Below are 26,187 nucleotides of genomic sequence, written 5' to 3'. Positions count from 1 at the left end.
GGCGCCCGTCCCGGTGAGGGAACGGGCGCCTTCGCTGTGTTCGGCGTGGGTCAGCTCACTGCGGCGTGGCCGGAGCCGCCGGCGCGGGCTCGCCCTCGGCCGGTTGACCCTCGGCGGGCTGGGCGTCGGGTGCTCCGGGGGTGGCGGCCGGCGTTGCGTCGCCGCCGGCGGCGGGACCCGGGGTCACGGTCGCATAGTCGGCCTTGCTCGAATCGATGACCGGCACCATGAGGGTCTGCGGCTCGCTGTCACGGAAGGTCAGCGTGAGTTCCGCGACGAGGCCCGGCTTGAGGTCCGGCGAGCTCAGCTCCACCGGCTCGCCCTGGGACAGCACGACCATCTTGCCGGCCGGGAGCTCCAGGTTGGTGGAGGCGGGCGCAATCGGGGCGCCGGGGGTGTTGTCCGAGGTGAACGCGCGGCCCTCGACGCTGACGAGCTGATCGTCGCGGTCCATCGGCGCGATGATCGCGCCGTTGAGGAAGCCGTTGCTCGAGCCCTCCTCGCTGATGATCGACAGAGTTCGGATCTTCAGCGGGACCTCGTTGGCACCGGCGGGGGCGCCCATGCGCTGAGCGTCGGCATTCACGCCTTCGGCCGGCGTATATGGCACCAAGGTCTGGGGTGTTCCACAGGCCGACAGGCCGACGACGAGCGCCGCCAATGCGGAGGCGGCAAGGATGCGGGGCGAACGACGCTTGACCACTGGGGCGTACTCCTCGAGGAACGTGATTCAGACATGCGCAGCCTAGCGACAAAACGGGGAAATCGCTCAACGAAGGCATAACTATCGAGCGGGAGGCATATCAACAAGGTGCTGTCAAGAGCTGAAATTGCCTTGGATTGGCCTCTGGCTAGGGAAAACGCTCAGAGGCTGGTTCTCTCCCCGTGCTACACTATCCCGCGGGAAAGGGGTTACAAAAATATGACCTTCACAGTCGGCGAAACGGTGGTCTACCCCAATCATGGGGCGGCCGTCATCGAGGACATTGAGACCCGCAAGATCAAAGGGGAGGACCAGCTCTACCTGGTGCTCAGGATCGTCGGCCAGAACGATCTCGTGGTGAGGGTTCCGGCCTGCAATCTCGATTTGGTTGGCGTTCGCGACGTGGTGGATGCGGATGGACTGAAGAAGGTCTTTTCCGTGCTGCGCGCCCCCCACGCCGAGGAGCCCACCAACTGGTCGCGTCGCTATAAGGCGAATCTCGAGAAGCTCCACTCCGGCAATGTCATCAAGGTTGCCGAGGTCGTTCGTGACCTCTGGCGTCGCGAGAAGGACCGCGGCTTGTCCGCCGGCGAGAAGCGGATGCTGGCAAAGGCCCGCCAGATCCTCGTCTCCGAGCTGGCGCTGGCCGAAAAGGTTGAAGAGGACAAGGCTGAGACCATGCTCGACGAGGTTCTCGCCTCCTGACCGGACACCCGATGAAATCTCGATCCGACGACCCGGTCGTCGCCCTCGTGGCGGCGGCCGGTTCTGGTTCTCGACTGGGCGGTGAGGTGCCGAAGGCCTTGCGTCCGCTCGCGGGCGTGCCGCTCGTGGCCCACTCTCTGGCGCGGTTGGCTGCGGGCGGGGTCGAACGCGCGGTCGTTGTCGTCGCAGATGGGCTGCAGCCCGATTTCGAGCGGGCGCTCTCGGATGCACCGATTCCCTGGCAACTCGTGATCGGCGGGAGCGAGCGTCAGCATTCCGTTCGTCGGGGCCTCGACCTGATCGGCCGGTCCGGCCCGGCGGAGATCGTGCTCGTTCACGACGCGGCGCGGCCCATGGTTCCGCCCTCGGTCGTGGCGGCGGTGATTGCGGCGGTCCGCGCGGGTCACGTCGCGGTGGTGCCCGCACTGCCGGTCGTCGACAGCATCCGTCGGGTCGATTCGCGGGGCACGGCTGACGGATCGATCGTTTCGGAGGTCGTGGATCGAGCTCCGCTGCGCGCGGTCCAGACACCGCAGGGATTCGCGTACGCGACGTTGGTCGCGGCGCACGACCACGTTGCCCGTCTCGGGCTCGAAGTCACTGACGATGCCGCCTGCTGCGAGGCGATCGGGGAGTCCGTCCATCTGGTGCCCGGCTCGCGGCTTGCGATGAAGGTCACCGAGCCGACAGACATGGTGGTCGCAGAGGCGTTGCTGGCCGCGTTCGGGGAGCAGGTCCGCCGATCCTGAGTCGCCTGCTCGAGACGGCTCAGCGCACGAAATGCTCCGGTGCGCTGAAGGTGTTGCAGGCTCCGATGTCGGTGGTGGTGAGGCCGATGCGATACCAGTACTCCCGACTGGCCGCACTCCCGTGGTTGCCGATGATGCTGGGGTCGCCGGGGCGGTCCCCGTCGTCGCCGATGGCACGGACGAGCTCCTGCATGCGGGCGATTTCATCCGCGGAATAGTCGACCGACGGTCTGACCGACTGGACGAACATGCCGGCGAAGCAGTCCGCCTGAAGTTCGACGCGACGGCTCAACTCGAGTGCGGCAGCCTCGTCGGGCGCCTGCTGTGACTTGTAGAGCTCCGCGTGCAGGATGACCGTTCGGCCCTGGATGCCGTGGGCGAACTCGTGGCTCATCACGACGTCGATCATGTGGGGCTGGTCGACGAGGGCGAGCCGAGGGATGCTGGAGAGCTGGCGGGAGAAGTACACCTGCTGGTTGACCAAACAGTAGATCGCATTCGGCCCGGCTGCTCGCCCGCCGCCACAGGGCGTGGTGACGGAGTCGTGATAGATGTTCACGGCTGGTCGGACGAGTTGGAAGCGTTGGGTGCCTTGGAAGGGTTGGTCCCACACGCGCATGTTGCAGGCCATGAGGTCGTCGATGTACGCCTTCACCTCGTCGTCGGTGGCGCTGGGGAGGTGGAGGTCGGGGTTGGTGAGGTCGCAGCGCACGGGGACGGGCAGGGTCTGGGCGTACAGCGGGTTGGCGGTGAGAAGGGTGTCGACTTCGCTGACCTGGGCGTCGGGGAAGGGGGCGAGGGTGCCCGGGGGTGGGGGCACGTAGTCGTCGTTCTGGTAGTCCGGTCCCGACAACAACGAGTAGAGGATGAACCCGATCATGGTGAGACCCACCACGATCAGGGCGCCGAGAAGAATCGGTCCGGATCGGCGTTTGGTCGGCTGGTGCGGGGCCGTAGACCACTGCGGCTGCTGGGGTGGCCACTGTTGCTGCTGGCGCGGCCACTGGCCCCACTGCTGGCCGGGGAAGCCCTGACTCATTGCACTCCCTCGATCGGATCCTTGGCGAGACGATAACGCGGCGGGGGTGCGTCAGCGAACGTAATCCGACGGCGCAGTGAAGGTGTTGCAGCGACCGACGTCGGTGCTGGTGAGCCCGACCTGGAGCCAATAGAGCCGACTGACACCGTGCCCGTGGCCGCCCCTGACGGCGGGATCATTCGGCCGATTGGCGAGTTCGTCATCGCCGGAGGCGCGCATCGCGCGGCTGATCTGCTCGAAATCGGTTTCGGTGTACCCGACGGACTGGTGAACCGACTGCAGGAACATGCCGGCGAAACAGTCCGCCTGCAGTTCGACCCGACGAGCGAACTCCCGGCCCTGTGCCTCGTTCGCGGCCTGTCGCTCTTTGTAACGGCCGCCGACGAGGAGCACCGTCCGCGCCTGGATGCCGTGGGCGAACTCGTGACTCATGATCTCGTCGATCACGTGCGGCTCGTTCGTGACCGCCAGGTTCGGGTGGATTTCCGGATAGAGCCGGGAGAAATAGACCTGTTGGTTCGCGCTGCAATAGAGCCCATTCGGTCCGAAACTGCCGCAGGGCGTTTGCGCCGAATCGCGGTAGATGTTCACGGCCGGCCGGACGAGTTGGAAGCGTTGGGTGCCTTGGAAGGGTTGGTCCCACACGCGCATGTTGCAGGCCATGAGGTCGTCGATGTACGCCTTCACCTCGTCGTCGGTGGCGCTGGGGAGGTGGAGGTCGGGGTTGGTGAGGTCGCAGCGCACGGGGACGGGCAGGGTCTGGGCGTACAGCGGGTTGGCGGTGAGAAGGGTGTCGACTTCGCTGACCTGGGCGTCGGGGAAGGGGGCGAGGGTGCCCGGGGGTGGGGGCACGTAGTCGTCGTTCTGGTAGTCCGGTCCCGACAACAACGAGTAGAGGATGAACCCGATCATCGCTGCGGCGGTGACGATGAGTGCGCCCAGAATGAACGGCGCCGGGCTGCGTTTCCCGGCTGCTGTCGGCGGGGGGAATTGCGGTGGCGCCTGGGGCCACGGCGGTGGCCCCCAAGGTCCCTGACTCATGGCGCACCGGCTGGGCTCAGGAGGACCAGTGCGGTGGCGATGGCTGCGATTCCCTCCCCACGGCCGGTCAGGCCGAGGCCGTCGGTGGTGGTTGCGGCCAGCGAGACCGGGGCGCCCAGGGCATCGCTCATCAGAGCTTGCGCCTCGCCACGTCGTGGCCCGATCCGTGGCCGATTGCCGACGACCTGGACTGCGACGTTGCCGATCTCGAACCCGGCCGCGCGGACACGCCGAGCGGTTTCGACGAGGAAGTCCACCCCGGGCGCAGCGGCCCATGCGGGATCGGACGTGCCGAAATTGCTGCCCAGGTCGCCCAGACCGGCGGCGGAGAGGAGGGCGTCGCAAGCGGCGTGCGCTGCGACGTCGCCGTCGGAGTGCCCCACGGGGCCACGTGGCTCCTCGGGGAAGTGCAGGCCGGCCACCATCATGGGCCGCCCGTCGGCGAGAGCGTGAACGTCGATGCCAATCCCGGTGCGGAACATGGCGTGAGTGTGGCACAACTTGGCTGCCGGGGGATGACCCTGCTGTGCCATAGTTTCCGGCAACGGGGCTTGGCCCCCGCGCGCAGGGGCACGGGGCCCTCGCAAAGAGTGCAATCGGGGAGTCACGCCATGAAGCAGACATCCACGCGTGTGGTCCGGGGGCTGGTTCTGCTGGCTCTGGCGCTGGGATTGTTTCTGGGGCTCGGCAGCATCCCGGCCCATGCAGTGGATCAGGCGGCCACCCACATCACGAGCGCGACCGTGAACAGCGACGGATCACTTGACGTTCGCTCGACCATGCGATTCGACGGTGCTCCGCCGGCCGAGGTGGTGCAGCGCCTTCGCGTGAAGGAAGAGGTGGTCGGGGAGCGCGACTATCTGTTCACCGTGTCCGATCTCCGCGCGACCGCGAACGGCCGCGATATCGGGCGCGTCAGCGAGGAATCCGAACATGTCGTGCTCACGATGGCGCCCGAGGGCGCCGAGGAAGTGGTCGTGACCTATCGGGTGACGGGCGCTGCTGTGCGGGCTGCGGGCGACCAGACGCTCGTCCGCTGGGACATCCTCCAAGGCCTCTCCATCCCGGTGCAGCAGGTCGAGGGCGAGATCACCGTTCCTGGCCAGTTCACGGACTTCAAGTGCGTTGCCGGTGCCCCGGGCACCCAGACCGCGTGCGCGCTCGCGTCCGGTGGCACCCATGAATCGTTCATGCCGGTCTTCACCGACGGCCCCCGTGGAGCGGGTGAGATCGTGGGTCCGCGGATCACCTTCCCGGCATCCGTCGTGGCACCCAACGAGGAGATCGACGAGCGGTGGACGGTCGGCCGGGCGTTCTCCGGGACAGGTTGGCCGCTCGCGGCGGCGCTGGTGGCCCTGGCCGTCGGCGCGCTGGGCATCTATCTGCTCCACCGCAAGGCGGGGCGAGACGCGCACCCCGGCGGTGATCCGATCGAGGTGGCCCGTTTCGAGTCGGTTGGGGACGGCCGGATCGAGTTCCAGCCCGGTGGTGAGGTGTTGCCGGGTGAGGTCGGGACCGTGGTCGACGAGCGGGTCGACCCCATCGACATCACGGCCACGATCCTCGATCTGGCCGTGCATGGCCACCTGCTGATCGCCGAGCAGCCCCGTCGTTCCGAATTCGCTCCGACGGACTGGGAGATCATCCGGCTCGACGCGGGCCGGCGTGAGCTCCGCCCTTATGAGCAGGATCTGCTCGATGCCGTCGTTCCCAAGGGTGAGCGGACGCTGGTGTCCGCGATCGGGCCGGCGGTTGCCGGCGCGATCCCGCAGATCCAGTCGGATCTCTATGACGAGGTGGTCGCCCAAGGGTTCTATGACCAACGTCCCGACAGCACCCGCAATGTCTGGAACACCGCAGCCATGACCGTGATCATTGCCGGCATCGTGGTGACCGGTCTGCTGGCCGCTTTCACCACATTCGGTCTCGCCGGCCTGGCCGTGATCGCGATCGGACTCGGGCTGGCTTTCGTCGCCCAGGAGATGCCGGCGCGCACGGCGGAGGGCGCCCGGCTGCTTGCCGGACTGGACAACCTCCGCGGACAGCTTCTGGCCCAGCCCACGGATCAGATGCCGAAGGGGCGGGAATATCGAGAGCTCTCCGAAGTCCTCCCCTATGCGATCGTCCTGGGCGGGGCCGACCGCTGGCTGGAGGCGATCGCCACTGCCGACGACGACGACCTGCCGGATCCGACGGATTTGGAGTGGTACAACGCGCCGGACAACTGGCACCTGCGTGACCTGCCGGATTCCCTGCGCAACTTCATCACCACGCTCAACGGTCAGCTGTTTGCGCGCTGACCGTTGAGCACGGGTGAGGTGAGGGTCAGAGCTCGAGGCCCGGATAGAGCGGGTGCTTGGCCAGCATCTCGTCGCAGGCTGCCTTGACCCGATCGGCAACGCCGTCGGCCAAGGTGTACTTCGCCTTGCCGGGCTTGCCCGTGGAGGCCGTGACCGGCTCCGTGTTGGACAGCACCTCGACGATCATCTCCGCGACCCGATCGAACTCGGCCGCGCCGAACCCACGCGAGGTGAGGGCGGGCGTGCCGAGGCGGATGCCGGAGGTATACCAAGCACCGTTCGGGTCCGCCGGCACCGAGTTGCGGTTGGTGACGACGCCCGCATCGAGCAGCGCGGACTCCGCCTGGCGGCCGGTCAGCCCGAACGTGCTCACATCGAGCAGCACGATGTGGTTGTCGGTGCCGCCGGTCACGAGCTTGGCGTTGCGCTTCAGCAGCCCTTCGGCGAGCGACTGGGCGTTGTCGGCCACGTTCTGGGCGTAGGCCTGGAAATCGGTGGTCCGGGCTTCGGCGAGGGCGACGGCCTTCGCGGCCATCATGTGCGACAGCGGGCCACCGAGCACGAGCGGACAGCCGCGGTCGACCGACGAAGCGTACTCCTCCTTGGCCAGCACCAAGCCTCCGCGCGGGCCGCGGAGCGACTTGTGCGTCGTGGTGGTCGCGACGTCGGCGAACGGGATCGGATCCTCGTCACCGGTGAAGACCTTGCCGGCGACCAAGCCCGCGAAGTGGGCCATGTCGACCATGAAGACCGCACCGATCTCGTCGGCGATCTCCTTCATCTTGGCGAAGTTGATTCGGCGCGGATAGGCGGAGTAGCCGGCCACCAGGATCAGCGGTTTGAACTCGCGTGCCTGCGCGGCGATCTGGTCGTAGTCGAGCAGCTGCGTTTCCGGGTCGGTGCCGTAGGACCGCTGGTCGAACATCTTGCCCGAGATATTGGGGCGGAACCCGTGCGTGAGGTGGCCGCCGGCGTCGAGGCTCATGCCGAGCATCTTCTGGTCGCCGAAGCGCCTGCGCAGGGTGGCCCAGTCCTCCTCGGACAGGTCGTTGACCGTCTTCGCGCCGAACTCGCTCAGCGCCGGGCCCTCGATCTTGTGCGCGAGGATCGCCCAGAAGGCGGTCAGGTTGGCGTCGATGCCGGAGTGGGGCTGGGCGTACGTATATTCGGCGCCGAACAGTTCGCGCGCGTGCTCGGCGGCGACGGCCTCGACGGTGTCGATGTTCTGGCATCCCGCATAGAACCGGTGGCCGACCGTGCCCTCCGCATATTTGTCCGAGAGCCACGTGCCCATCGTCGCCAGGACCGGCAAGGAGGCGTAGTTTTCGGAGGCGATCAGCTTGAGTGAAGCTCGTTGGTCGGTCAGCTCGGCCCTGGTGGCAGCAGCGATGCGGGGTTCAACTTGCTCCACAACCTTGAGGATGGTCTGGTAGGCGCTCGACAGTTCAGCGTTTGGGTTGGTCACGACAGACTCCTTCGGCGTGGGGGACCTTGCCCAAATCTAGCGCCTGCGCGAGACCTCATAGAGCGCAATTCCTACAGCAACTCCGGCATTCAGCGATTCGACGGCACTGGCGATGGGAATTGACACCAGGACGTCGCAGTGGTCGCGCACGAGCCGCGAAAGGCCGTCGCCCTCCGACCCGACGACAAGCACCAGCGGGCCATCAGCACCGGGCATCTCCTCGATGGCGGTGTCGGCCTCCCCGGCGAGCCCGGCGATGGTGAAACCGGCCTTGGCATACGCCTCCAGGGCACGGTTCAGGTTTCCCGCACGGGCGATGGGAAGCCGGGCGGCAGCTCCGGCCGACGTCTTCCACGCCGCTGCCGTCAGCTGTGCGGACCGGCGCTCCGGGATCACGACCCCGTCGGCACCGAACGCGGCCGCGGACCGGATGATCGCGCCGAGGTTCCGCGGATCGGTGATCTGGTCGAGCATCACCACGAGCGGGGCCGCGGACGACTCGATGGCATCGGCGAGCAGGTCGTCGGGATGTGCGTACTCGAATTCCGGCAGCTTGAGCGCCACCCCCTGGTGGATCGCGCCACCGGTCAACCGGTCGAGCTCCGTGCGCGTCGACTGCAGGGTCGGCACGTTGTGGTCCGCGCAGTGCTGGAGGATGTCGCGCAGGCGGGAATCGCGCTCGGCCCCGTCGGCGACATACGCCGTCTGCACCGGGATGCCAGCCTGGAGCGCCTCCAGAACCGGATTGCGACCGGCCACCCATTCGGGCCCCGAGCCGGGGCGACCGGTGCGCTGCGCGGCTTTCGGTCGGGCCGCGGTTTGCTTCGCCGCCGCCTGCTTGGCCTTGAATGCCTTGTGATAGGGCCGGTCCTCGGCCTTCGGCGTCGGCCCCTTGCCTGCGAGGCTCCGGCGGATCCGTCCACCCGACCCCGCCGGCCCCTTGCCCTTGCCCCGGCTGCGGGCCCCCGGACGCTGTGAGTTGCCCGCCATGTCAGCGACCTCCTGCCGACTCGAGTTCCCACTTGGCGCCGGCCGGGGTGTCGGTGATCTTCAACCCGAGTTCGTTGAGGCGATCCCGGATCGCGTCGGCGGCGGTCCACTCCTTCCGTTCCCGAGCATCCGCACGCTGGGCCAGCAGCGCCTGCACCAGCCCGTCGACGATCGGCGTGAGATCGTCAGTGCCGCTGCCGGCGCCTGTGACCCCGGCCCAAGCGGGATCGTCCGCGGCCAGCCCCAGCACGCTCAACATCGCCCTGACCTCACCCAGGAGACGTCGGACTGCAGCCTCGTCGCCGGCCTCGACCGCGGCGTTGCCCTGGCGCACCGCCGTGAACAGCACCGCCATCGCGCCCGGCGTGCCGAGATCATCGTTCATGGACTCGGCGAACGCCGCCGGCACCTCGGACGGTGCGGTGTCGGCGACTTCCGCCGCGCGGGCGACGAACGAATCGATCCGGGCCAACTGCGCGGTCGCCTCGGCGAGCGAGTCGGGTGCGAACTCGATGATCGAGCGATAGTGCGGCGCCAGCAGATAGAGCCGGACCGCGCGCGGGGGGAACTCCTTGGTCACCTCGCTGACGAGCGCCCCGTTGCCGAGGGACTTGCTCATCTTCTCGCCCTTCATGGTGACCAGCGCGTTGTGCATCCAGTGCCGGGCGAACGGCTTGCCGGCCGCGGTCGACTGGGCGAGCTCGTTCTCGTGGTGCGGGAACCGCAGATCGAGGCCACCACCGTGGATGTCGAACTCGTCTCCCAGATATTTCCCGGCCATCGCCGAGCACTCCAGATGCCAGCCCGGTCGGCCGCGGCCCCACGGCGTCGGCCAGGAGGCAGTCTCGGGCTCGCCCTCCTTGTGGCCCTTCCAGAGTGCGAAGTCGCGGGGATCCCGCTTGCCGCGCGGGTCGGCGTCCTCGGCGGCGGCCATGTCCGCGACCTTCTGGTTGGACAGTCGGCCGTAGTCCGGCCACGACCGGACGTCGAAATAGACGTCGCCGGAGCCGTCCGGTGCCGGATAAGCGTGACCGCGGTCGATGAGCGTCTCGATCATCTCGATCATCTCCGGCACGTGGCCGGTTGCGCGCGGCTCATAGGTGGGCGGCTGGCAGCCGAGCGCGGCATAGGCGCGATGGAGTTCGCGTTCGAAGCGGTACGCCCACGCGTACCACTCCTCACCGTGCTCCGCCGACTTCGCCAGGATCTTGTCGTCGATGTCGGTGACGTTCGCGACCACCTTGACCTCGAACCCCTCGTGCGTCAGCCAACGACGCAGCACGTCGAAGACGACCTCCTTGCGGATGTGGCCGACGTGCGGGGCCGATTGGACAGTGAGTCCGCAGTGATAGATCGACACCTTGCCCGGGACGACCGGATCGAGCGGGGCCGTGCTGCGGGTGGCGGAATCATAGAGCTGGAACGTCACCCCCCAACCCTAGCCGCGTGCGCCACCGCATTAAGACCGGTGATCAGTCTGTCCACATCGCTGTCATCGGAATACGGCGCCAATCCGACCCGGACCGCGCCGGCGTCCCCGAGTCCGAGCGTGCGCGAGCACTCGAGTGCATAGAAGTTGCCGGCCGGGGCGTTGACACCGTGGGCGGCGAGGCCGGCGTACACCTCCGGCGACGGAATCCCGGGAAGTTCGAACAGCAGCGTGGGGGTCCGGCGGGCGGCCCGGGAAAAGACCGTGGCGCCGAGGTCGGCGAGGGCGTGCTCGATGCGGGTACGCAACGTCAGCTCGTGTTCGGCCATTGCGTGCAGCGCGCGCTCGAGCCGGTGGCGGCGGTCGGTGACGGCACGGCGCGCCCCCTCGGGGACCTCCTCGGGTTCGTCGTCCAGGGTGCCCCGCAGGAAGTCCCGCCGCGATCCGCTGGCCGCGGCCGGGTCGTCGTGGTGCAGCATGCCGGCCAGGAAGTCGACGGCTGCGGTGGTGCCGGCGAGCAGTTCATAGGGCAGGGTCCCCAGCTCGAACCGCTCGGGCACCGCGTCGGTGGAGGGCAGGAGCTTGTCGGGCTGGAGCCCCTCGAGGAGGGCCGGACGCGCGGCCAGGACCCCGAGGTGGGGCCCGCAGAACTTGTAGGGCGAGCACGCCAGAAAATCCGCGCCCAGCGCGGGGAGATCCATCGACTCGTGTGCCGTGTAGTGCACGGCATCCACATAGCTCAGTGCCCCTGCGGACCTGGCCGCCGCCGTGATCGCGGGCACGTCCGGCATCGTGCCGATCAGGTTCGAGGCGGCGGTCACCGCGACCAGTCGGGTGCGGTCGGTGAGCAGCCCGGTGACCGCCTCGACCGGCAGTTCGCCGGTCGCCGGGTCGAACTCGGCCCAGCGGACCGTTGCTCCGGCGCGGTCGGCCGCGATCACCCAGGGCCGGATGTTCGCGTCGTGGTCCAGTCGCGTCACGATCACCTCGTCGCCGGGGCGCCAGGTCTGCGCCAGCGTGCCCGCCATCGAGAACGTCAGTTGCGTCATCGACCGGCCGAAGATGATGCCCGCCGGGTCGGCGTTCAGCAGATCACCCATCGCCGCGCGGGCGGAGGCCACGATCCCGTCCGCGTTCCGCTCCGCCTCCGTGACCACGCCGCGGTTGGCGACCGGCAGGACCAGCGCCTCGGCAATGGCGGAGGCGACGGGCGTCGGGGTCTGCGTACCTCCCGGACCATCGAAATGCGCAGCGGCAGCAGGGCCGGCCAGCGCAGGGAAATGGGGGCGCACCGTAGTGGGATCGAACTTCATGGGCCCATCGTGCACCCGATCAGCGACCGCCGCGAGACGCCTTCTGGATGACGGTCACGAACGACACCGGCAGCAGCAGGAGACCCGACCACAGCGCGCCGAACGTCAGAGAACCACCGATCAGGGGCAGGGCGCCTCGCCCGCCCGTCAGCCATTGGCCGAGCACGAGCAGAGCGCTGAGCCACAGCCACGTGAGCACCGTCCGGACGATCCAGTTCCAGGGCGCCTTCCACCAGATCAGCCCGACAACCGCCACCGCGGCCAGGCCCCCGAGCAGCCAGGTCATCACCGGAGCGCCGCCGGACCCCAGCATGACGACGACGATGACTCCCGGCATGCCGAACGCGAGCACCAGGAGCGCCTGCACGACGCGGTCGGAGGGTCGGGTCATGTCCGGAACATAGCCGATGCGTCACAATCGAGCATGAAGGTTGAGCGCGTCGTGCCGTCGGCCGAGGGCCTGGAGCTGATCGAGCTGGTTCGGGAGTACGCGCGTGAGCGCCTCGCGCCCGCCGCCGCGGCAGCCGAGGAGCAGGAGTCGTTCCCGCGGGAACGTCTCGTCGAGCTCGGCGAGCTGGGGCTGTTCGCGATGCCCTATCCGGAGGAGGTCGGCGGGCTCGGCCAGCCCTATGAGGTCTATCTTCAGGCGCTGGAGGAACTCGCGACCGCGTGGATGAGCGTCGCGCTCGGGGTCAGCGTGCACGTCATGACCTGCCACCCCGTCGTGCATTCGGGAACCGATGAGCAGCGGGCACGTCTGCTGCCGGGAATGCTGGGTGGGCGTCTGCTGGGGGCGTACTCCCTGTCCGAGCCCCAGGCCGGCTCCGATGTCGATGCGATCCGGCTGCGCGCCGAGCCGGACGGTGCTGACTATGTGCTCGACGGCGAGAAGGCCTGGGTGAGCCATGGGGGGCTCGCGGACTATTATCTGACGTTCGCCCGGACCGGAGAGGGGCGCGACGGGCTGAGCTGCTTCGTGGTCGACGGCGTGGCCGAAGGGCTGGCACCGGGCCCGCCGGAACGCAAGATGGGCCTGCGGGCGTCGCCGACGACGCCGGTGCACTTCGAGGGAGTACGCGTCGATCGCGCCAATCGGATCGGTCCCGAGGGTGCGGGCCAGCGGTTGGCCCTGAGTGCCCTGGCGAACGGTCGGCTCGGAATTGCCGCCTGTTCGACGGGCCTCGCCCAGGCAGCGCTCGCAGCGGCGGTGGCCTATGCGCGGGAGCGCGAGCAGTTCGGCGGGCGGATCGCGGACTTCCAGGGCATCCGGTTCCTGCTGGCGGAGATGGCCGCGAAGGTGGCCGCCGCCCGGGCGACCTATCTGCACGGGGCACGGAAGTGCGACGCGGGGATGGACTTCGTCGCCGATGCGGCCGTGGCGAAACTGGTGGCGACCGATGCGGCGATGTCGGTGACGACGGAGGCGGTGCAGGTGCTGGGGGGCTATGGCTATGTGGCGGATTTTCCGGTCGAGCGGTATTTCCGGGAGGCCAAGGTGACCCAGATCTTCGAAGGCACGAATCAGATCCAGCGCCTCGTCATCGCCAGATCGCTGCTGCGTCAGACGTCCGGATAGCCATCGCCGGCCGCGGGGACGGCCTCGTCGGGCAGCCGCTGGAGCACATCGTTCACATAACCGCGGGCGGCCTCTCGCAGGGAGACCTCGGCACCGGCGGCCTCGGAGCGATACCAGCGATAATCCAGGAACTCGTGATAGATCTGCGCAGCGTCCCGCTTTGCCAGCAGATGCTGCGGCACGGCCCGGACGACCGGTTCGAAGCATTCGGTCAACCACTGGTGCGCGACCACGGCCTCGTCGGCGCTCTGCTGGTCCGTGCGCGCCCGGAACGAATCCAGGTCGTTGAGCAGGCGCCGGGCTTGGTTCTCCTCGGTGTCGAGACCCGTGAGGCGCAGCAGCCGACGGGAATGGTGACCGGCATCGACCACTTTCGGTTGGATCCGGACCGAGGTCCCGTCGATGTCGGTGGTGATGTCGAGTTCGGCGACCTCGAAGCCCAGCGCGTTGAGTCGCCGGACTCGGCTCTCGATGCGATGCATCTGGGACTCGTCGAACTCCTCGGCGCCCGTCAGCTCGGCCCAGAGGTCCCGATAGCGCGCCTCGATCTGCTCGACCAGGGTCAGCGGGTCGAGCGCAGCGTCGAGCTGACCACCGGCCTGGAGATCGAGGAACTCGCCGAACAGGTTGATGCGGGCGAGGTGCAGGTCGTGCTCGCGTTGGCCGGCGCTGAGGGAGTCGTGCAGTTCGCCGGTCTCCGCGTCGACGAGATAGGCGGCGAACTCGCCGGCGTCCCGTCGGAACAGGGTGTTGGACAGCGACACGTCACCCCACAGGAACCCGACCAGATGCAGGCGGGCGAGCAGCACGACCATCGCGTCGATCAGGCGGCCGACGGTCTCGGGGCGGACACCGCTGGTGAAGAGACTGCGATAGGGGAGGGCGAAGCGCAGGTGTCGGGTCAGCAGGATCGGGTCGAGCGGCTGCCCGTCCGGGCTGTGGCGCCCGGTGACCACCGCGAGCGGCTCGACAGCAGGGGTGTCGATGCGGGCCAGGTCCTGCAGCAGGCGGTATTCGTGCAGCGCCAAATGCTCGATCACCTCCTTGGCCGCATAGATCTCGTCCTCGACGCGGATGAACCGGACGACGTGGCGGGAGATGCCCCGCGGAAGGGCGACGAGATGATCGCTCGACCACTCGGACAGTGGCGTGCCCCACGGCAGAGGAATCAGCCGTGCGTCTGGCCTCGCTGACAGAAATCGCGGCACTCAGGAGATCCGATCGCCCGTCATCGGCGAGAAGACGTGCACGTGATCGGGTTCGACGGCGAGCCGCACCTGTGCGCCGCGCTGTGGCGTGCGGCGCGAGGTGATGCGGGCCACCAGTTGCGGCGCGCTCAGCGCGTTCGCTCCGGTCAGGCCAGTCGGAACGCCGTAGAGGTAGGAGTCCGCGCCCAATTCCTCGACGACGGAGATGTCCATGCCGATGCCTTCCCCCTCGGCGAGGATGAAGTTCTCCGGTCGGATCCCGATGGTCAGGACCTGTTCGCCCAGGGCCCGCTCGAGCACCTCACGGCTGACCGGCACCACGAAGTCGCCGATCTCCACCCCGCCGTCGGTGACCCGTCCGTCGAGCAGGTTCATCGCCGGCGACCCGATGAACCCCGCCACGAACAGGTTGCGAGGGGTGTCATAGAGGGCGAGCGGCGAATCGACCTGCTGAAGGACGCCATCCTTCATCACCGCCACCCGATCGCCCATCGTCATGGCCTCCACCTGGTCGTGGGTGACATAGACCGTGGTCACCCCCAGCCGGGTCTGGAGCGCGGCGATCTGGGTGCGGGTCGACACGCGCAACTTGGCATCCAGGTTCGACAGCGGCTCGTCCATGAGGAACACCTGGGGCTGCCGGACAATCGCGCGGCCCATCGCGACGCGCTGCCGCTGGCCACCGGACAGCGCCTTGGGCTTCCGACTGAGGAATTCCTCCAGACCCAGGAGCCGCGCGGCCTCGGTGACGCGCTGTTCCTGCTCGGCCTTCGGCACGTTCTGCATTTTCAGCGCGAAGCCCATGTTCTCGGCCACGGTCATGTGGGGATAGAGCGCATAGTTCTGGAACACCATCGCGATGTCCCGGTCCTTCGGTGGAAGGTGGGTGACGTCGGTGTCGCCGATCCAGATGCTGCCGCCGTTGACCTCTTCGAGGCCGGCCAGCATGCGCAGGGAGGTTGACTTCCCGCACCCGGACGGGCCGACGAGCACCATGAACTCGCCGTCACCGATCTCCAGATTGAGCCGATCGACAGCCGGTCGATCGGCCCCTGGGAAGTGTCGAGTTGCGTCCCGGTAGCTCACGGTGGCCACGTGGTGAAACTCCCTCCGCGGGCAGTTGGGCCCGATGACAGAATTCTTGGGGTAGTGCTCTGCTGGTCTCATTCTGGCACCGCTTCGGTTTGTGAGGGCACCGGACCCCGGCGCCGACATAGACTCGCCCGCGTGACGGAGAAGGACGAGGCACCAGCCGAGCCGGAGTGGTGGGAGGACCCACGCATGCCGTGGGGGCACAAGCCCACCCGGTCGGATCTTGCCTGTTTCGGGTGGATCAGCGTGCTGGGCATCTATTCGCTGGCGCTGCTGCCCTTCCGCGCGGTGCTGTTGACGAAGCCGTTCCTTGCGGCGACGTTGACCGGATCGCGCACGGGCGTGGTGATGATCGGCGCGCTGGCGGCAATCGGCCAGGCGCCGTGGTGGCCATTCTGGCTGGTCGTCGCCACGCTCAGCGTCATCAAGTTCGACTGGGTCTATTTCTGGGCCGGGCGGCTCTGGGGCCGGGGCGTGTTCGAGATGGTCGCGGGCAAGTCCAAGCGGGCGCGCCGCAACGCCGAACGAGCGGAGAAGATCACCCTCAAGTACGCAGTCCCCGCGCTGTTCCTGACCTATCTGCCTGTCCCGCTGCCGGCTGCCGTCATCTATGCCACCCTCGGCACAGCCGGCATGAGCTGGCGGCGGTTCTTCGCGTGGGACCTGGTGTTCGCCGCGATCATGCAGTCGGTCTATTTCTATCTCGGCTTCCGCATCGGCGAGCCGGCTGTCGCGGTCGTGGCGGAATACGGGCGCTATCTGTGGTGGATCACCATCGCCATCCTCGTCGGCATGATCGTCACCGCGCTGTGGCGGTCGAACCAGAAGAAGCGCGCCGCGGCCGCGAAGGCTCAGCCATAGAGAGCGACGCGGGAGTCGGGATGCTGGAACATCGCGTGGACGTTGTGGCTCACACGGGGGACCACGATCTTGCGGTGCCGTGTGTGGATCTGGGGACCGAAGACCGACGGCAGATAGGCCCAATAGCGTTCGCCACGCTCAAACCGGTGAGCGCCCTGCGCGCCCGCTGCGCACGACCGGTCCATTGATGACGACCGGGGATCGTTGTCGGCATCACCCAGCAGATAGATGATCCGCCGCTCGCCGAACCGACGTTTGAGGTTGAGCTCGCCCGCGTCTGCCATGTAGTCGTTCAGCTTGTTGAGGCCGTAGCGGTAGTCGTTGAACGTCGGGCAGGCGGCCAGCTGTTCCGGACTGACGCCCGGGCGCTGATCGTCCCAGTACAAGTAGGACGACGGGTTGGTGATGATGAACCGCACGGGTTCGTGGCTGGTGCCGGCGGCGTACCGGGCCACGAACTGGCCGCCACCCGAGAACCCCGCGACGACGATCGGCAGGTGCCGCACGCGATCCAGCATTTCGTCGACGACCGCATAGGAGGAGATCGAGGCGTCGTTGTTGGCGGACCGGTCGCCCTGGGACCAGCTGTAGAAGCTCCAGTAGAGGTGGGTGTTCGGATTGATCCGGTCCTCCCGAACCGGGAACCACGGCGACACCACGAGGGTCCGGCTTCGCTGTTCCGGTGTCCCGGCGGCCAGCACGGCGGCTGCCACGGAGCAGGGCTGACGGTCGTTGCCGTGCATCACCACGATGACCCGGGTCGCTTCGGTCGGGGGAACGTCGATCGAGCCGTTGGCGCAGTAACCGAATCCGCGGCCGGCGATCCGGGTCTGGCGCATCGTCACGGAGCGGGCGAGGGGTTCGGGGGTGACGAGCGGATCGAGTGGTTCGGCCTGTGGCGCCCGGGCCACGGCAGGGGCCGGCGGCGGGGCCGCCGACACGTCTGTCTTGCTGCTGCGCGAGAAGCCGATCGCGGACACCACCAGCAGCAACACCAGCAGGACGTGCTCGAGGCGGCGGTTCCGTGCCCTCAACGCTCGACGACGCGCCACAGCTGTGCCTCGAACTCATCTTTGAGCGTGTGGACATAGGTCCGGCTCAAGTGGTTGTCATCCATATAGACATAAACGTTGCCGATGACCGGGGAACACCACCCGGCCGGACAGATGAACTCCGTCAGGTCCATGGTCAGCATGTTCGGGTCCGTCTCCAGGGCGAGCTGTGGCGAAACCGGAGCCAGCTTCTCTTCGACCGGCCGCAGACAGCGCGGATCCGCCGCGCCATAGCGTTGCACGCATTCGGGCATCTTGAACGAAAAGCGCGGGTTGTCGCGCATGTTGACGATCGGGATGCCTGCCTCGGTGATCGGTCGGGCGGCGTCGGCGTACGTCTCCACGGGCAGCTCCGGCCCCTCCGCCTGGGCGCGCGTACCCACCGTGAACACGAAATCTGGCCGCAACTCGAGGAGATAGTCGGTCAGTTCGCGGGTGAATTCGACGCACTCGGGCGAACTGAGCTGGTTCTCCAGACTGAACCGACAGCCCGGATGAATGATCACCAACAGGTGCCACTGTTCGCGATTCGCGAGGTCGACCATCAGCGGGTTCCACTGATTCGCGTGCGAGTCGCCCATCATCACGACCGTCTTGTGCGGCGGGCCCTCGGGCCGGATCTCGGAGCATTCCGAAGGCGGCGGCTGGGGGGTGAGGTCCTCCCCGCACGGGGGGAGCGCCTCTGGCCAGTCGGTGCCGATCACGGTGTCGCCCGGCACGATGCTGCGGGACGGGGTTGATGTGGGCAACTCCGCGCCGGGAGTCACCGCGCGCGCCCCGGGCCGTTCGGTTTCCGGGGTCTGGTTGACCGCCTGCACGCCGCGGTCGAGCACTTGGGTCCAAAACTGGACGGTGCCGAACGCGATGATCAGGATGGTGGCGATGGTGGCGAGGCCCCAGCGCTTGGCCTTGAGCACCGGCAGCGTGTTGAAACGCCGCTCGACCGTTCGCGTCGTCAGGTCGGCCAGCAGAATGGACAGACCGATCACGCCGACGCTGCCGAGCAGATCGACCTCGTTCCGGCCACTCAGATAAAGCCAGAACATCAGGATCGGCCAGTGCCAGAGATAGAGCCCATAGGCGCGGTCACCGATCCAGGCGAGCGGCTTGGTCGAGAGCCAATAGGCGGCATGGGCCTTGCGGTCGGAGCCGCCCGCGAACACGACGAGGGCAGCCGCGAGAGAGGGCCACAGCGCGACCGGCCCGGGGAAGTCCTGGCGACCGATGATCATGCCGCCGACGCCGATCGCGATCACGCCGATCCAGCTCATCGCGGCCGACACTGCGAAGGGCACCCGCAGGACGGGGACGAACGCGAACAGCGCGGCGAGAGAGAACTCCCAGACCCGGGCATAGGTGTCGAAATAGGCCCGGGACGGGTTGTCGGCGACGGCCCGCAGCGCATAGACAAACGATGCCGCGGTGATGGCAGTGAAGATCACGCCCAAGGTCGCCTTGATCGGGATCCTCGTGACTTTGAAGAGACCCATCGCCAGGAGCATCAGCAACGGCCAGAGCACGAAGATCTGCCCCTGGATCGACAAAGACCAGTAGTGCTGCAGCAGGCTCGTCCCGCTGCGGTCCGGCGACGTGTAGTCCGTCGCCAGATCGATCAGCACCCAGTTCTGGTTATAGAAGAGGGAGGCGAGGGCTTGGTCGAGCAGGGGATACCACCGCGTGGGCGGAAGGATCAACCAGCCGGCAACGCACACGCTCAGGATGACGACGGCGGATGACGGGATGAGCCGCCGGAAGCGCCCGACGAGAAAGTCGAGGATGCGGAACGCCATGCCCTGTCGCAGGAAGCTTGCCGTCATCAGATAGGCGGAGATCATCAGGAAGACGTCCACGCCGCCGGACACCCGGCCCGCGCCCCACAGGTGGTACGCCACAACCAGCGCGATCGCAAGGCCGCGGAGGCCATGGATCTCGCCGCGACGCTTGGTCCGCTGGGGACTTCCGACGGCGGCGGTCTTCTGGGCCAAGGCAACTCGCTTCCGTCACAGGGCGCACGTCGGCGGATGGGCGGGTGGGGGCGCCGCCACGATACTCGCACCGCCACGAATCAGCGAACCGCTTCGACAAGCGTGCTCAGGCCCGGCAGAATAGACGGGCATGCCTCCGTAGCTCAGTTGGTAGAGCGTCGCTCTTGTAAAGCGAGGGTCGCGGGTTCGAATCCTGTCGGGGGCTCTGATCGGCGCAGTGCGCGCTCGAACTCGCCTGGCTAGGGCAGTCAGCGCATGGGCGCGTACGTCTCTTTGGCCTTCTCCAGCGCTGCGAGATAGCCCGCACGTTCGTACGCCACATGGTCGGCTTCCGCGGGCACGGCGAGGAGGCCGCGCATGGCGCTGACCGAGTCGAACTCCTTGCGCCCGAGCCAGTCGGTGAGCTGTCCGAGGAGTTCATGCGCATAGCCGGGACCGCGGCGGAGCATTGCGGACGTCGTCATCACCACGTCCGCCCCGGCCAAGAGGCTGCGGATCACGTCCTCGCCGGTCTCGACCCCGGAGGTCAACGCAAGGGACGCGTTGACCCGGCCCCGCAGGGCCGCGATCCAGGTGCGCGGCAGCCGCCCTTCGACCGAGCGGGACAGGGTGACGCCGGCCTCGACCTGGAGGGTCTCGATGTCGATCTCGGGCTGGAGGAACCTGTTGAACAGCACGAGTCCGTCGGCCCCCGCGTCCACGAGCCTGTGCGCCATCTCGCCGAGTGACGAGAAATAAGGGGAGAGCTTGACCGCGACCGGAACGTTCACGGCGTTCTTGACGCCCTCGAGGATCTCGACGTGCCGATCCTCGACTTCGCGACCGCTGATCCCGGTGTCGCCGGGCACCAGATAGATGTTCAGCTCCAACGCCGAAGCGCCGGCGTCCGCGAGCTGCTGGGCGAACTCGACCCAGCTGCCGATCGTGGTGCCGTTGAGAGAGGCGATGACCGGCACGTCCCCGGCGGCTTCGATGCCGCGCTGGAGGGTCTCGACATAACGGGCGCTCAGCCCCACATCGGAGGAGGGGACGGTGGGGAAATAGGACAGCGACTCCGCGAACGACTCTGCGTACTCATCCTCCAACAACATGTCGTGCGCCGCCTCGTGACGCAGTTGCTCCTCGAACAGGGAGAACATCACGATCGCCCCGACGCCACCAGCGGCCAGTGCGGCGAAACCGTCGGTGGACTGGGTGAGCGGCCCGGCGGACGCAACGAGCGGGTTGCGCAACTGCAGCCCGAGATAGGTGGTGCTCAGATCCGGCATGTTTACTTGGTGCCTTCCTTCTCGGGTTGCTTCTCCGGGGCAACTTCGCCCTCGCGGCGGGCGTCGGGTGCGAACTCGGCCGCCTCCTTCGTCGCCATCTCTTCATAGGTCTCCCAGCGCTGGCGCACGGCGGCGGTGGCCAGATCCAGGAGTCGCGCGGCTTCCTTGGGGTCGGACTGCGCGAGCATGCGATAACGCAGCTCCTTGTAGAGATAGTCCTTGAGGGCCACGCGCGGCTTCGGCGAGTCGAGCAGGAACGGGTTCTCGCCCTTCTGGCTCGCGATGGGGTTGAACCGCATCAGCGGGAAGTGGCCGGTGTTCACCGCGTTGTACTGCTGCTCCAGACCCTTCCGCATGTCGATGCCGTGGGCGATGCAGTGGCTGTAGGCGATGATCAGGCTCGGACCGTCATAGGACTCCGCCTCACGGAACGCCTTCAGCGTCTGCTGGGGATCGGCGCCCATGGCGACGCGGGCGACATAGACGTTGCCGTACGCGATCGCCTGCATCGCGAGATCCTTCTTGTTGGTGGTCTTGCCCGCAGCAGCGAACTTGGCCACCGCGCCCAGCGGGGTCGACTTGGAGGACTGACCGCCCGTGTTGGAATAGACCTCCGTGTCGAGCACGAGGACGTTCACGTTGCGGCCGGACGCAAGCACGTGGTCGAGGCCGCCGGAGCCGATGTCGTACGCCCAACCATCGCCGCCCACGATCCACACGCTGCGCCGGATCAGGTGATCCAGGACCGAACGCAGGTCCTCGACCCGGTGCCCGTCAAGGTCTTCAAGGCGTTCGCGCAACTGCTGGACCCGGAGGGCCTGCGCTGCCAACTGGGATTCCGAGTGCTGTTCGGCGTCGAGGATGGAATCGACCAGCTCCGGTCCGATCTCCTCGCGCAACTGGATCAGTCGCTTGCGGGCCAGCCCCGCGTGGAGGTCGGCGGCCAGCCGCATGCCGAGACCGAACTCGGCGTTGTCCTCGAACAACGAGTTGGACCAAGCGGGTCCGCGGCCATATTCGTTCTGCGTCCACGGCGTGGTCGGCAGGTTGCCGCCATAGATCGACGAGCACCCGGTGGCATTCGCGATCGTGGCCCGGTCACCGAACAGCTGGCTGAGCAGCTTCACATAGGGCGTCTCGCCACAGCCGGAGCATGCGCCCGAGAACTCGAACAGCGGTTGCAGGAACTGCGTGCCGCGGATGGTGCCGAAATCGACACGCGTGCGGTCGTTGTTCGGGATGGTCTCGAAGAACTCGATGTTGCGCTTCTCGTCCTCGAGCCGCTCGGCAACGGGGGAGAGGTTGATCGCGCGTCGGTTGGGCTGACCGACCGGCTTGACCGGACATGCCTCGACGCACAGTCCGCAGCCCGTGCAGTCCTCGGCGAACACCTGCAGGGTGTACTGCGCCAACGGCACCCCGACCGTGTTCAGCGGCGCTGATTGGAAGGTGTCGGGAGCGCCGGCGAGTTTGTCGGGCAGATAGTACTTCGACCGGATCACCGAGTGCGGGCACACGAACGAGCAGTTGCCGCACTGGATGCAGGTCTCCGGATCCCACTCGGCGACGATGCTGGAGATATTGCGCTTCTCGAAGGCTGTCGTGCCGCTCGGATAGGACCCGTCGACCGGGAGCGCGGAGACCGGGAGCAGATCACCGCGACCCGCCATCATCTCCGCGGTCACCGTGCGCACGAACTCCGGGGCGTGGTCCGGCACCGGCGATTTGAGCGGGTGCCCGCCGGCGGCCTGCTCGGGCACCGGAACTCGGTGGAGGTTGCTCACAGAGGCGTCCACGGCGCGCTCGTTGCGGGCCACGACCTCGGCGCCACGACGGCCGTAGGTCTTGCGGATCGACTGCTTGATCGCCGCGACGGCCTCCTCGGCCGGCAGCACCCCGGAGATCGCGAAGAAACAGGTCTGCAACACGGTGTTGGTCCGGTTGCCGAGGCCTGCTTCGCGCGCAACCGCGCCGGCGTCGACGGTCCACACCTGCAGGCCGAGCTCGATGACCTTCTCCTGCACGGGGGCGGGGAGTTTCTCGAACACCTCACCCGGCGGATAGGGCGTGTTGAGCAGCAGGATCGTGCCCTCGCGCGCGTTCGCCAGGATGTCGACCTGTTCGAGGATCGACCAATGGTGGCAGCCGATGAAGCCGGCCCGGCTCACCAGATAGGGGGCGTGGATCGGTTTCGGGCCGAAGCGCAGATGGGAGATCGTGCGGGAGCCGGACTTCTTCGAGTCATACACGAAGTACGCCTGAGCGAAGCGGTCCGGATCGTCACCGAGAATCTTGATCGTGTTCTTGTTCGCGCCGACCGTGCCGTCGGAGCCGAGGCCATAGAACACTGCCGACAGCGTTTCGGCCGGGGTGATGTCGAGCGAGTCGTCGTAGTCGATCGACAGCTGGGTGACGTCGTCGATGATGCCGACGGTGAACCGGGAGCGGGGCTTGTCCTTCGCCAACTCCGCGTACACCCCTGCGACCATGCCGGGAGTGAACTCCTTGCTCGACAGCCCATAGCGACCACCGACGATCTGGGGGAGCCGGTCCCGCTCGCCGCGGGCATAGCTCTCCCCGAGCGCGGACGCGACGTCGAGGAACAGCGGCTCGCCGCCCGATCCGGGCTCCTTGGTCCGGTCGAGCACCGCAATCTTCTTGCAGCACGCGGGGATGGCGGCAAGGACCTCGTCGACGGGGAACGGCCGATAGAGCCGGATGTGGACCATGCCGACCTTCTCGCCCTGGGCGAGCAGGTGGTCGACGGTCTCGCGGACGGTCTCGGCGCCGGAGCCCATGATCACGATGACCCGTCCGGCGTCGTGGGCGCCGTGATATTCGACAAGGTGGTATTGCCGCCCGGTCCGCGTCGCGAACCGGTCCATCGCGGACTGCACGATGCCGGGGGTCTTGGCGTAGTACGGATTCACCGTTTCCCGACCCTGGAAATAGACGTCCGGGTTCTGCGCGGTGCCGCGGATGATCGGGTGCGCGGGCGACAGCGCGCGGGCGCGGTGCTCGCGGATCAGGTGCTCGGGAATCAAGGATCGCAGGTCGTCATCGCTGAGCTTTGACATCGTGTTGAGCTCGTGCGAGGTCCGGAAGCCGTCGAAGAAGTGCACGAACGGGACGCGCGATTCCAGCGTCGCGAGCTGGGCGACACAGGCGAGATCGTGGGCCTCCTGCACCGACGCCGACCCGAGCAGCGCGAACCCGGTCTGCCGGACCGCCATCACGTCCTGGTGGTCGCCGAAGATCGACAGGCCCTGCGCGGCGAGCGACCGGGCGGCGACATGGAAGACGGTGGAGGTCAGTTCGCCGGCGATCTTGTACATGTTCGGGATCATCAGCAGCAAACCCTGCGACGCCGTGAACGTCGTGCTCAGCGCGCCGCCCTGGAGGGCCCCGTGCATGGTGCCGGCGGCGCCGGCCTCGGACTGCATCTCGATGACGGTCGGGACGGTGCCCCACACGTTGGAGCGACTGCGCGCGGACCACTCGTCGGCGAGCTCCGCCATGGTCGAGCTGGGCGTGATGGGATAGATCGAGCAGAGCTCGTTCAGCCGGTACGCCACAGACGCGGCGGCCTCATTGCCGTCGATGATGGCGCGGGCGGGGGTGCGCGTCATGACTGTCCTTCCGGGCGCATCTCGATGGCGTGCACGGGGCACTGCTCGAAGCAGGTGCCGCAGCCGGTGCACTTGTCATAGTCGAAGCGATAGCGGTGACCCTTGCCGAGCTTGATGATCGCGTCCTCCGGGCACGCGCCGAAGCAGCCGTCGCACTCGAAGCAGTTGCCGCACGACAGGCAGCGGGACGCCTCGAACGACGCCTGCGCCGCCTCCAGGCCGCCGACGATCTCGTCGAACGCGAGGATGCGGGCATCGGGGTCGAGCTCGGGTTGGGCGCGGCGGGAGGCATCGCCGAAGTACCACAGATTCAGCTTGTCGAAGCTCGCCAGGTCGTGCTTGGGGCGGCGGTCGGGCACGGTGTCGTTGAGCCAGGCGTCGATGGCACGCGCGGCCTTCTTGCCGTGGCCGACACCGACGGTGACCGTGCGGTCCGAGGGGACCGCGTCGCCGCCGGCGAAGATGCCGGGCACCGTGGACATCAGGGTCTGATGATCGACCTGCAGCACGCCGTCGCGATCGAACTCGAGCCCGTCGATATTGTGCAGGAACTCGGTCTCGGGGACCTGCCCGACGGCCATGATCACCGAGTCGGCCTCGAGCTTCTCGAAGCGCCCGGTGCCCTGCGGGCGCCCGTTCTCGTCGAGTTCCATGATCTCGACGGTGAGGTCGTCGGAGACGTCGGTGATCGTGCGCAGCCAGTTGATCTTGACGCCCTCGCGCTCGGCCTCGCTGAGCTCCTCCTCGTGGGCGGGCATCTGCGCCTTGGTCCGGCGATAGACGATGATCGCCTCCTCGGCGCCCAGTCGGCGGGCGGTGCGGGCGGCGTCCATCGCGGTATTGCCGCCGCCATAGACCGCGACCTTCCGGCCGATCAGGGGCCGGTCGCCCGACGCCACGCCGCGCAGGAACTGCACAGCGTCGACCATCTTCGAGGCGTCCTGGGCCGGGATGTCGACCTTGCGCGAGAGATGGGCGCCGACAGCGACGAACACGGCGTCGAAATCGCCTTCCTTCTGCTCCTCGAGCAGGTCCGCCACGGCGTGGTTCTGCACCATGCGCACCCCGAGAGCCTGGATGCGCGCGATCTCCCCGTCCAGCACGTCGCGGGGGAGCCGGTACGCCGGAATGCCGTAGCGCATCATGCCGCCCGGCTCGTCGCCGTTGTCGCAGATCTCCACCTCGTGCCCGAGCCGGGCCAGGTGATAGGCCGCGGACAGCCCGGACGGGCCGGACCCGATCACCAGGACCCGGCGGCCCGAAGCGTGCGGCGGGGCCGCGAACTGCCAGCCCAGCTCGAGGGCGCGGTCACCGAGGAAGCGTTCGACCGCGTGGATCGACACGGACGAGTCGAGCTCGGCACGGTTGCACGAGGTCTCGCACGGGTGATAACAGACCCGGCCGTGGATCGCCGGGAACGGGTTGTCCTGGGTGAGCTGCCGCCACGCGGACTCGGCCTCGCCGGCTTTGATCAGCCGGAGCCATTCCTGGATGTTCTCCCCGGCCGGACAGGCCGCGTTGCACGGTGGGAGCAGATCGAGATAGATCGGACGCCTCGTCCGTTCCGGTCCGACCCTCCCCTCGGTGTGGAAGAGATCGGGCAGCTGGGTCACGTCGCGCCGTTGCGGGTGAATCATTCGGGGTCCTCCGTTGGAATCCGACCTCCACCGTAGTCCACCTCTTCCGCGTGCGGGCGCGAATGGGGAAGTCAGTCAGCTGTCCCGCGATCCGCCCCGATCGCCTGGACCGTTCCAGGATGAGGCGCCGGGTGTCGGGGTCACG

General features: G+C 67.7%; 21 protein-coding genes and 1 tRNA gene. 6 read left to right on the top strand and 16 right to left on the bottom strand.

Annotated elements, in window-relative coordinates; all coding sequences use genetic code 11:
* Window positions 1–55: 55 nt before the first annotated feature.
* Window positions 56–703 (bottom strand): hypothetical protein, encoded by a 648-nt coding sequence (locus tag ACQ260_RS06315; protein WP_432558568.1) that lies wholly within the window; start codon window positions 701–703, stop codon window positions 56–58.
* Between the two features lie 219 nt (window positions 704–922).
* Here ACQ260_RS06315 and ACQ260_RS06310 point away from each other — a divergent pair, with 219 nt between their 5' ends.
* The gene (locus tag ACQ260_RS06310; RefSeq protein ID WP_432558567.1) at window positions 923–1,408 is read left to right on the top strand and encodes a CarD family transcriptional regulator; all 486 of its coding nucleotides are present in this window, start codon (window positions 923–925) and stop codon (window positions 1,406–1,408) included.
* A gap of 11 nt (window positions 1,409–1,419) precedes the next feature.
* On the top strand, window positions 1,420–2,157 hold the full coding sequence (gene ispD / locus ACQ260_RS06305) for a 2-C-methyl-D-erythritol 4-phosphate cytidylyltransferase (RefSeq protein WP_432558566.1): 738 nt from the start codon (window positions 1,420–1,422) through the stop codon (window positions 2,155–2,157).
* Window positions 2,158–2,176: 19 nt separating this feature from the next.
* On the opposite strand, the gene ACQ260_RS06300 is transcribed toward ispD, so the two are convergent.
* Genes ACQ260_RS06300 through ispF form a run of 3 tightly spaced genes read right to left on the bottom strand, consistent with a single transcriptional unit; the run spans window position 2,177 to window position 4,719 of the window.
* Window positions 2,177–3,196 (bottom strand): neutral zinc metallopeptidase, encoded by a 1,020-nt coding sequence (locus tag ACQ260_RS06300; protein ID WP_432558565.1) that lies wholly within the window; start codon window positions 3,194–3,196, stop codon window positions 2,177–2,179.
* Window positions 3,197–3,247: 51 nt separating this feature from the next.
* On the bottom strand, window positions 3,248–4,237 hold the full coding sequence (locus ACQ260_RS06295; RefSeq protein ID WP_432558564.1) for a neutral zinc metallopeptidase: 990 nt from the start codon (window positions 4,235–4,237) through the stop codon (window positions 3,248–3,250).
* Complete coding sequence (ispF, locus tag ACQ260_RS06290) at window positions 4,234–4,719, bottom strand: 2-C-methyl-D-erythritol 2,4-cyclodiphosphate synthase (protein ID WP_432558563.1); 486 nt, start codon at window positions 4,717–4,719, stop codon at window positions 4,234–4,236. Before ispF ends, ACQ260_RS06295 begins: the two co-directional genes overlap by 4 nt.
* A 129-nt stretch (window positions 4,720–4,848) precedes the next feature.
* Between ispF and ACQ260_RS06285 the strand changes: the two genes are divergently transcribed.
* Entirely contained in the window at window positions 4,849–6,537 is a 1,689-nt protein-coding gene (locus ACQ260_RS06285) for a DUF2207 domain-containing protein (protein ID WP_432558562.1), read from the top strand.
* 25 nt (window positions 6,538–6,562) lie between these two features.
* Here the strand turns inward: ACQ260_RS06285 and ACQ260_RS06280 are convergent, their stop codons facing one another.
* Genes ACQ260_RS06280 through ACQ260_RS06260 form a run of 5 tightly spaced genes read right to left on the bottom strand, consistent with a single transcriptional unit; the run spans window position 6,563 to window position 12,125 of the window.
* On the bottom strand, window positions 6,563–8,002 hold the full coding sequence (locus ACQ260_RS06280; protein WP_432558561.1) for a glycine hydroxymethyltransferase: 1,440 nt from the start codon (window positions 8,000–8,002) through the stop codon (window positions 6,563–6,565).
* Between the two features lie 36 nt (window positions 8,003–8,038).
* Window positions 8,039–8,992, bottom strand: coding sequence for a 23S rRNA (guanosine(2251)-2'-O)-methyltransferase RlmB (gene rlmB, locus ACQ260_RS06275; protein ID WP_432558560.1), 954 nt, complete (start codon window positions 8,990–8,992; stop codon window positions 8,039–8,041).
* A 1-nt stretch (window position 8,993) separates the two neighbouring features.
* Complete coding sequence (gene cysS, locus ACQ260_RS06270; protein WP_432558559.1) at window positions 8,994–10,421, bottom strand: cysteine--tRNA ligase; 1,428 nt, start codon at window positions 10,419–10,421, stop codon at window positions 8,994–8,996.
* Entirely contained in the window at window positions 10,418–11,734 is a 1,317-nt protein-coding gene (locus ACQ260_RS06265; RefSeq protein WP_432558558.1) for a cysteine desulfurase-like protein, read from the bottom strand. The genes cysS and ACQ260_RS06265 overlap by 4 nt, the downstream gene beginning before the upstream one ends.
* Window positions 11,735–11,753: 19 nt before the next feature.
* Window positions 11,754–12,125 carry a hypothetical protein gene (locus ACQ260_RS06260; protein WP_432558557.1) on the bottom strand — a complete coding sequence of 124 codons (372 nt, stop codon included), beginning with the start codon at window positions 12,123–12,125 and terminating at the stop codon, window positions 11,754–11,756.
* 33 nt (window positions 12,126–12,158) lie between these two features.
* Between ACQ260_RS06260 and ACQ260_RS06255 the strand changes: the two genes are divergently transcribed.
* Window positions 12,159–13,310 (top strand): acyl-CoA dehydrogenase family protein, encoded by a 1,152-nt coding sequence (locus tag ACQ260_RS06255; RefSeq protein ID WP_432558556.1) that lies wholly within the window; start codon window positions 12,159–12,161, stop codon window positions 13,308–13,310.
* Here ACQ260_RS06255 and ACQ260_RS06250 read toward each other — a convergent pair.
* Window positions 13,295–14,518, bottom strand: coding sequence for a DUF4032 domain-containing protein (locus tag ACQ260_RS06250; protein WP_432558555.1), 1,224 nt, complete (start codon window positions 14,516–14,518; stop codon window positions 13,295–13,297). The two genes, ACQ260_RS06255 and ACQ260_RS06250, sit on opposite strands and share 16 nt — an antisense overlap.
* On the bottom strand, window positions 14,519–15,613 hold the full coding sequence (locus ACQ260_RS06245; RefSeq protein ID WP_432558554.1) for an ABC transporter ATP-binding protein: 1,095 nt from the start codon (window positions 15,611–15,613) through the stop codon (window positions 14,519–14,521).
* Window positions 15,614–15,745: 132 nt separating this feature from the next.
* Between ACQ260_RS06245 and ACQ260_RS06240 the strand changes: the two genes are divergently transcribed.
* The gene (locus ACQ260_RS06240; RefSeq protein ID WP_432558553.1) at window positions 15,746–16,471 is read left to right on the top strand and encodes a DedA family protein; all 726 of its coding nucleotides are present in this window, start codon (window positions 15,746–15,748) and stop codon (window positions 16,469–16,471) included.
* On the opposite strand, the gene ACQ260_RS06235 is transcribed toward ACQ260_RS06240, so the two are convergent.
* Together ACQ260_RS06235 and ACQ260_RS06230 are read right to left on the bottom strand one after the other, a co-directional pair.
* Complete coding sequence (locus tag ACQ260_RS06235) at window positions 16,462–17,523, bottom strand: hypothetical protein (protein ID WP_432558552.1); 1,062 nt, start codon at window positions 17,521–17,523, stop codon at window positions 16,462–16,464. The genes ACQ260_RS06240 and ACQ260_RS06235 overlap by 10 nt on opposite strands.
* Window positions 17,502–19,508, bottom strand: a complete 2,007-nt coding sequence (locus ACQ260_RS06230) for an acyltransferase family protein (RefSeq protein ID WP_432558551.1) — start codon at window positions 19,506–19,508, stop codon at window positions 17,502–17,504. The genes ACQ260_RS06235 and ACQ260_RS06230 overlap by 22 nt, the downstream gene beginning before the upstream one ends.
* A gap of 132 nt (window positions 19,509–19,640) precedes the next feature.
* Between ACQ260_RS06230 and ACQ260_RS06225 the strand changes: the two genes are divergently transcribed.
* Window positions 19,641–19,713, top strand: a tRNA-Thr gene (locus ACQ260_RS06225).
* 43 nt (window positions 19,714–19,756) lie between these two features.
* Here ACQ260_RS06225 and ACQ260_RS06220 read toward each other — a convergent pair.
* The 3 genes from ACQ260_RS06220 to ACQ260_RS06210 are packed head-to-tail and all read right to left on the bottom strand — an operon-like array spanning window position 19,757 to window position 26,042.
* Complete coding sequence (locus ACQ260_RS06220) at window positions 19,757–20,776, bottom strand: dihydroorotate dehydrogenase-like protein (protein ID WP_432558550.1); 1,020 nt, start codon at window positions 20,774–20,776, stop codon at window positions 19,757–19,759.
* Window positions 20,777–20,778: 2 nt separating this feature from the next.
* On the bottom strand, window positions 20,779–24,405 hold the full coding sequence (gene nifJ, locus ACQ260_RS06215) for a pyruvate:ferredoxin (flavodoxin) oxidoreductase (protein WP_432558549.1): 3,627 nt from the start codon (window positions 24,403–24,405) through the stop codon (window positions 20,779–20,781).
* Complete coding sequence (locus ACQ260_RS06210) at window positions 24,402–26,042, bottom strand: NAD(P)-binding protein (protein ID WP_432558548.1); 1,641 nt, start codon at window positions 26,040–26,042, stop codon at window positions 24,402–24,404. The genes nifJ and ACQ260_RS06210 overlap by 4 nt, the downstream gene beginning before the upstream one ends.
* Window positions 26,043–26,187: the final 145 nt, after the last annotated feature.

This window comes from Ammonicoccus luteus (assembly GCF_050880385.1).
Taxonomy (GTDB): domain Bacteria; phylum Actinomycetota; class Actinomycetes; order Propionibacteriales; family Propionibacteriaceae; genus Enemella.
This window is presented reverse-complemented; position numbering and strand designations above follow the sequence as displayed.